Raw genomic sequence first — 6,000 nt, 5'->3', positions numbered from 1 at the left:
TCAAGCTGATCGTCGGGCTCGGCAATCCGGGCGCCGAATACACCGCGACGCGGCACAATGCCGGCTTCTGGCTCATCGATCAACTGGCGCGCGACGCAGCCACGACGCTGCGCGACGAGCGGCGCTTTCACGGCTTCTACGCTAAAGCGCGGCTGCACGGCGAGGAAGTGCATCTGCTGGAGCCGCAAACCTACATGAACCGCTCCGGGCAGTCGGTCGTCGCGGTCGCGCAGTTCTTCAAGATTCTGCCGGATGAAATCCTCGTCGCACACGATGAGCTCGACATGCCGCCCGGCAGCGTCAAGCTGAAGCTAGGCGGCGGCAGCGGCGGGCACAATGGACTGAAGGACATCACCGCGCATCTGTCGTCGCAGCAATACTGGCGGTTGCGGATCGGCATCGGCCATCCGCGCGACCTGATTCCTGAAAGCGCGCGCGCCGGCGCAAAACCGGACGTCGCCAGCTACGTGCTGAAGCCACCGCGGCGCGAAGAACAGGAAGTAATCGACGCGTCGATCGAGCGCACGCTCGCGGTGATGCCGCAGGTGATCAAGGGCGATCTGGAACGCGCGATGACGCAACTACATCGCAACAACGGCTGAGCGGAGCCCCGCAGCCGGCGGTCCGCATCGCGCCAGCTCCATCGCCACCGCAACCGACCTCGCAAAAAGAGTCGCTTTGCCGCCATTGTGATGACATCGTTCACCGCTAGAGGCTGTATGTGCCAGGCGAGCACACGGCTCGCGCGGGCATCCAGTGAACCGACCTCCAAAGAAAGGCCGGACCCCACCGTCGGCGCGTTTGCTCCCGGCGATCCGGCGCGAGCTCGGCGATACGGCGCCAGCGCTGCGCAGCTACCGCCGATCCACCTGCGCGCAACCTGCGGCAAACGGTGGCCGCCGATCAGGGCGTCCGTGCTCGACGACACCGTCGCGCTCAACATCGACGATTACGTGATGCTCAACGGCGGCATCGCGTTCGGAATCGGAACGCGCCGACCAGCCATCCGCTGCCGCTTCGGGAGATCGAGCGCCTCGTCGCTAGCCGGGCAGATTCGCTCGTCGGAATCGACGAAGCCTAGGTCGGACCAATTTCGGTGCCGAGCCGGCGATTGCGACATCCCGCTGGACGCGCTGCGCGGTATTTTCAGCGCTTACGTCCGCTAACAACGCAGGAGAAAGAGCGGAAAAGCACACGCAAAAACGGCGAAGGCCCATGAGCCTCCGCCGTCTTTTCTTGCGCCCCACCGTCGGGCTTCATGCGCCCTTCGTTGCCTGCAGCGCGTGGTATTTCGCGATCAAGCCTTCGGGCGTTTCGAGATGGTTCGGGTCACGCGGAATACACTCCACCGGACACACCTGGATACACTGCGGCTCGTCGAAATGACCGACGCACTCGGTGCACTTCTTCGGGTCTATGACATAGATTTCCGGGCCCATCGAAATTGCGTCGTTTGGACACTCGGGCTCGCAGACGTCGCAATTGATGCACTCGTCGGTAATCATCAAGGCCATACTGCCACCAACTTTCCATTTAAAAACAATACATTATAGCGCTCAAGCCGTTCAATCGCCGGCTGAGTTGCACAGGCGTTGCGGAGCGTGCCTCGCGCAAAGTCCAAAGACTCCGCCAAGCCATGAGCAGCAAGACGTTTTGACACGATGGCGACGTCTGTGAGCCAGAGTGCCCAAACGACGCGATTGCGATGGGCCCGGAAATCAGGGTGATCGGCCCGACCTCCGTTCACCCGAGATTGAATGATCCGCCTCAGGCAACGAGCAGCGAACGTTTGCACGTGCCACCGGCTCGCGTCTTCACCCATGGCTTCGTGGCCAATACCGCAGCCGAAAAAATTGTGCGGCTCCTAAAGTTCGTCCTGGCGTGGCCGTTAGCCTACTTGTAGCCGCCACTTGCGGACGACTTGCGAACCCGCTGTCTTACAGTTATAGTTTTTATAACGATGAACCTGAGAGAACCGCAGCAAGCGAAACGCGCCGTCACGGTCGATGGAATAGTCAAAGAGTCTCGACCGGTCGGCGGCGTTTCAGCCTCGTGGCTGGCCTGCTATCCAACGTTCCAAGACGCGCTGCAAGGCGGGGAGACCAAGTTTCGCGCGCTGCCTCATTGCGCGAAGCTTTCGGTACTCGAGCGCATAACCACGGGAACAAACTCACCAACCGTTACCGCGGACATCCTTGACGAAGTCCGCGTCGCTTACGTTGAACTCTGTACGACTCTTGTGGCGCAAGTAATAGAAGGCTACCTTTCAGCCGGCACAACCCGCGAAAAATTACAGGACATTAGTTCGACGGTACTTAAAGTTCGCGCCGCTCAATTTCCGCCAATATGCGTGCCCTTAGTTGCGAGGCAACCTTGCTTGCTCAGCCCCGGCAATGCGATCTTCCTCATCGGCTGGGCGCGATTCTTCGCGTATTGCTCGCGCAACGATAAAACGATACCGCTTCTCGCAGTCGATTGGCCCGTTCTGTATGAGCGCCTGACTGCATAACTGTTCGGAAAAAGCGTGCACTAGACCCTTGGGACCAACCTACGTGCTGCCGCGCATTCGGAATTTTCGATAGTCCACAAAGTCCAGCAATGACTCGCCGTTTACGCGAAGCATAAATTCGAGGGCGACAGTATCTTCATCGCTTCCCGCACCTCTGGCGACAGGCGCATTCCTCGCAGCATTGATGAGTGCTCTGACCGAATGTCTGGGTGGCTCTTCGGGGCCGTGCTCTCAAGCAATCGACGCGAGCTACAAGGACAATGGATTTACCAGCTTCGCGCAAGCGCATCCATCTCTGGCAGCATCGGGCGTGAGCCTCGGCGTAGCTAAAATCCTGGAATTCATACCTGGCACTTCTGGAAAGCAAGTGCTGATCGCTCTTCCGTACACAACGTCGGGCGGGGCATCGGGGTTCGAGTACACGGTTGCGCAGCAGACGGCAAATGGTTGGGACATCATCGGCAACCAGCAGCAGTACAACGTCCATATCCAGTCGTTTATCCAGCGGCGACAGACACTCGACAACGATACCTGGCCTTCGACCGTATCGCGCTGGGAGTCCGGCATCGACATTGCGATCCCGCTCGGCGCGGCAGGCACACCTAACCCGGCCAATCTAGCGTCGGCGTCGGTAACTGGTCCGGGAATCACCGGCACAATTTACTATGTGCTCCCGGCACAAGCCGGGTCAAGTCTCATGTCGATTGCCCGTGCGCCTCAAACCAGCGTACCGACCGGCGGCCTGACCTCCAACACACAAGCGTGGGGTTACCGCTGGTCATGGCAGACCTTGCCCGGTGTCACCGGCACGTTTGTCCCAAGTTCCAATAATCTTGGGCAAAAGTATGCGCCCCAGCCTATCGATGTTTTCGCGGTGCCGGAGTACGCGACGTATACAGTCACTTTTTATGATGCATCCGGCACCCAGATCGGACAGACGAGCGTCGTCAATCCTACGCCAAGCATCGCCGCATCCAACGGCGCAAACATTCCGTGGCAAACGCTTTCGGGTGACACGATTGATGCATTCCTCAACCCGAACGGGGCAAAGGCGGCTGCCCAGCAAACGGTCGATGTTTCGTGGTCGAACCTTGTCAACGGGGCTAACATCGCTCCTCTTGTGACTTTTGCCGAAATCACAACACAAGGTTCAGCCGCCAGTGACAACATCGTTGGGGTTGGGCAGAGCCCGGCAAGCGTGAATGCGTCCGGCACTTATTCGACATCCGTATTTGCCGGCGTCAATCAGGCAGGCACCCAGACGTGCCCATCTGCCTGCTCATTCGCTGCATTTGCCTCTGGCATCACCCGGAACCTCGACCTATCTTCCAATTACGGCCAGATCTCACTTGACGCATATTGGGGATACTCGGAGTAGTCCGCCTGAACATCGGAATTGGCTTTTCCAGTAGGCGGTTCAAGCAGTAACCCAGAAGAGTGACTCATGTGCTCACTCTTCGACTCCCTCTTGTCTGCAAACCCGTTCCTGTGTGGCAATGGGTTTAAAGTCCATATCACGTGGCACGCGCGCGTCATCATTCGACATGCTGCCCCGACTGCCTGATAAAGGCTACGAGCAGCAAGCAGCCTACCTGTTACGTGATCTGGCGTTCTGACTGATTGTTATATGCCCGGTCCAACGCCAGTTGGATGTTGAACATGCCGTTTGACATGCGCGAACTGCTCGGCTGTTTCGGCAACAACGCCAAAATTCCCTTCATCGTATACAGCATGATTAGCGCGCCGGTCATGTCGCCCACAACCATGCTGAAGAAGCTTTCGAACCAGTTCGCCGTCGTACCGGTCAGTGCGAACCAGATGTGGTGCAGCAGCGGATTCGCCACCGAGTACGCAACAGCCAGTACGAGCAGTCGCTTCGGCGTTAGATTCGTCAGCGACGCCTTCAGATCGTAGCGCTCCAATGCAAGCCTATAGACCAGATAGGGAGCCAGCGAACCCAGAATCGCTCCCGCGATTGCGCGGACCGGGTCGTGCGGAAACCAATAGAAAAAGTCCATCAGCAGACCGCCGACCAGCAGGCCAATGAACCCATCAAAACCAACCAGCAACGTACTGAGAAGGCGAACACCGGACGGCAGGAAAATCCAGTTAATGCCTCGAACGAAAGACGTGTGAGTGAACACCTGCTGGTTGATCCATAGCGAAACCAAAAACGCGATCAGAGTCCCGGTGATAGACCAGAAATGCAAACGTAAGCTAGACATTGCGGTAAACTGTTCTTTCATGTTTATTATCGAGCGAATCATAACGCGCCTGCATGTCGTCCCGCGAGCGTCTATCTTCAACAGCCTATCTTCAACAGTGCGTAAGCAATGACACGTCCTGCTGATATCTACCTGCGATTCCTGCAGTTGACCGAAGCATTGCGCGGGTTGCCCACGCTTGGGGCGCTCGATCCGCTCGAAGAGCGGATACTCGAATTCGTAGCTCGAGCAAGACAGACCAAGGACCGGCTGTCAGTACGGGACATGATGGCGCAAGGGGAACTCGGGTCGCCTGCCACGTTACATGCCAGGATCACATCGATGCGGGAAAAGGGCTGGTTGCAGCTAACCGACACCGAAGACGCACGCCGCAAACAGATCGACCTCACACCTGCCGCGCTCAAACATTTTGACAAGCTTGCCGAAGCATTCGCAAAGGCCGCAAAGGGAACCTGACTTTTCCCACAACTGTCGGTGTAACCGACAAGTCCGATAATCGGACTTTCCATCGCATCTCTCAGTGGCAGATACCGAGGCTATCTGTCTTTAAGTCATCGGTAATGAGTTATTGCCGCCAATTGATTCCCTGCTGGTAAGCATTAAAGCCATGCTTGTCTCACTTCGCGCCGGCCGCAGCCGGCTTCAATCCGTCAAGACCGAGAGGTTGCGCCGGTCATGGCGACGTCGTTTGAGCGCCGTTTTGCGAATCCATCAAAGCGACCTTCTCCTTCAGCCATTTTTCGACTGACGGGAACACGAACTTGCTGACGTCGCCACCGAGTTGCGCGATCTCGCGCACGATCGTGCCCGAGATGAACTGATACTGATCGGACGGCGTCATGAACATCGTCTCGACGTCGGGCAGCAGGTAGCGGTTCATGCCGGCCATCTGGAACTCGTACTCGAAGTCAGACACGGCGCGCAGGCCCCGCACGATCACCCGCGCGTTGTTGCTGCGCACGAAATCTTTTAGCAGCCCGTGGAAGCTCATCACCTGGACGTTCGGGTAGTGCCCGAGCACCTCGTGTGCGATCGTGAGCCGCTCGTCAAGCGTGAAAAAGGGTTTTTTGGCTCGGCTGTCTGCTACGCCGACCACCAGCGTGTCGAAAATGCTCGACGCGCGCCGAACGAGGTCTTCGTGACCGCGCGTCAGCGGGTCGAACGTGCCCGGGTACACGGCGACTACCATGAGACTTCTCCTCTTCTCAGACAACAGGGCACATCAGCGCGTCCACGCGACGCATTTGACACCTGCCGCAGGTGACG

The 6,000-nt window shown here is 58.0% G+C and carries 8 protein-coding genes and 1 pseudogene; 6 read left to right on the top strand and 3 right to left on the bottom strand.

What is annotated here, in order from left to right:
- Together pth and VGH68_RS30080 are read left to right on the top strand one after the other, a co-directional pair.
- A partial coding sequence (gene pth / locus VGH68_RS09020) for an aminoacyl-tRNA hydrolase (RefSeq protein ID WP_331603240.1) occupies positions 1–602 on the top strand: 602 nt, incomplete at its 5' end.
- A 312-nt stretch (positions 603–914) separates the two neighbouring features.
- Positions 915–1,166 carry a hypothetical protein gene (locus tag VGH68_RS30080; protein ID WP_414696916.1) on the top strand — a complete coding sequence of 84 codons (252 nt, stop codon included), beginning with the start codon at positions 915–917 and terminating at the stop codon, positions 1,164–1,166.
- 90 nt (positions 1,167–1,256) lie between these two features.
- Here VGH68_RS30080 and VGH68_RS09010 read toward each other — a convergent pair whose 3' ends face one another.
- Complete coding sequence (locus VGH68_RS09010) at positions 1,257–1,514, bottom strand: YfhL family 4Fe-4S dicluster ferredoxin (RefSeq protein ID WP_331603239.1); 258 nt, start codon at positions 1,512–1,514, stop codon at positions 1,257–1,259.
- 152 nt (positions 1,515–1,666) lie between these two features.
- Here VGH68_RS09010 and VGH68_RS09005 point away from each other — a divergent pair.
- The 3 genes and pseudogenes from VGH68_RS09005 to VGH68_RS08995 all read left to right on the top strand — a co-directional run.
- Positions 1,667–1,735, top strand: a pseudogene (locus VGH68_RS09005) (ferredoxin); the annotation flags it as partial.
- 225 nt (positions 1,736–1,960) lie between these two features.
- Positions 1,961–2,509, top strand: coding sequence for a hypothetical protein (locus VGH68_RS09000; protein WP_331603238.1), 549 nt, complete (start codon positions 1,961–1,963; stop codon positions 2,507–2,509).
- A 184-nt stretch (positions 2,510–2,693) separates the two neighbouring features.
- On the top strand, positions 2,694–3,887 hold the full coding sequence (locus VGH68_RS08995; protein WP_331603236.1) for a hypothetical protein: 1,194 nt from the start codon (positions 2,694–2,696) through the stop codon (positions 3,885–3,887).
- A 217-nt stretch (positions 3,888–4,104) separates the two neighbouring features.
- Here VGH68_RS08995 and VGH68_RS08990 read toward each other — a convergent pair whose 3' ends face one another.
- On the bottom strand, positions 4,105–4,734 hold the full coding sequence (locus VGH68_RS08990; protein WP_331603241.1) for a hypothetical protein: 630 nt from the start codon (positions 4,732–4,734) through the stop codon (positions 4,105–4,107).
- 108 nt (positions 4,735–4,842) lie between these two features.
- On the opposite strand from VGH68_RS08990, the gene VGH68_RS08985 reads away from it, so the two are divergent.
- Entirely contained in the window at positions 4,843–5,190 is a 348-nt protein-coding gene (locus tag VGH68_RS08985) for a winged helix-turn-helix domain-containing protein (protein ID WP_331603235.1), read from the top strand.
- A 217-nt stretch (positions 5,191–5,407) separates the two neighbouring features.
- Here VGH68_RS08985 and coaD read toward each other — a convergent pair whose 3' ends face one another.
- Positions 5,408–5,923, bottom strand: coding sequence for a pantetheine-phosphate adenylyltransferase (gene coaD / locus VGH68_RS08980; protein WP_331603234.1), 516 nt, complete (start codon positions 5,921–5,923; stop codon positions 5,408–5,410).
- Positions 5,924–6,000 lie beyond the last annotated feature (77 nt).

This window comes from Paraburkholderia sp. (assembly GCF_036488505.1).
GTDB lineage: Bacteria > Pseudomonadota > Gammaproteobacteria > Burkholderiales > Burkholderiaceae > Paraburkholderia.
The sequence above is the reverse complement of the archived record's forward strand: the minus strand, read 5'-3'. Positions and strand labels throughout refer to the sequence as shown.

Excerpts from the sequence above, each read along its gene's own strand:
- VGH68_RS09010 (WP_331603239.1), bottom strand. The coding sequence starts at position 1,514 with ATGGCCTTGATGATTACCGACGAGTGCATCAATTGCGACGTCTGCGAG.
- VGH68_RS09000 (WP_331603238.1), top strand. The coding sequence starts at position 1,961 with ATGAACCTGAGAGAACCGCAGCAAGCGAAACGCGCCGTCACGGTCGAT.
- VGH68_RS08995 (WP_331603236.1), top strand. The coding sequence starts at position 2,694 with ATGAGTGCTCTGACCGAATGTCTGGGTGGCTCTTCGGGGCCGTGCTCT.
- VGH68_RS08990 (WP_331603241.1), bottom strand. The coding sequence starts at position 4,734 with ATGTCTAGCTTACGTTTGCATTTCTGGTCTATCACCGGGACTCTGATC.
- VGH68_RS08985 (WP_331603235.1), top strand. The coding sequence starts at position 4,843 with ATGACACGTCCTGCTGATATCTACCTGCGATTCCTGCAGTTGACCGAA.
- coaD (WP_331603234.1), bottom strand. The coding sequence starts at position 5,923 with ATGGTAGTCGCCGTGTACCCGGGCACGTTCGACCCGCTGACGCGCGGT.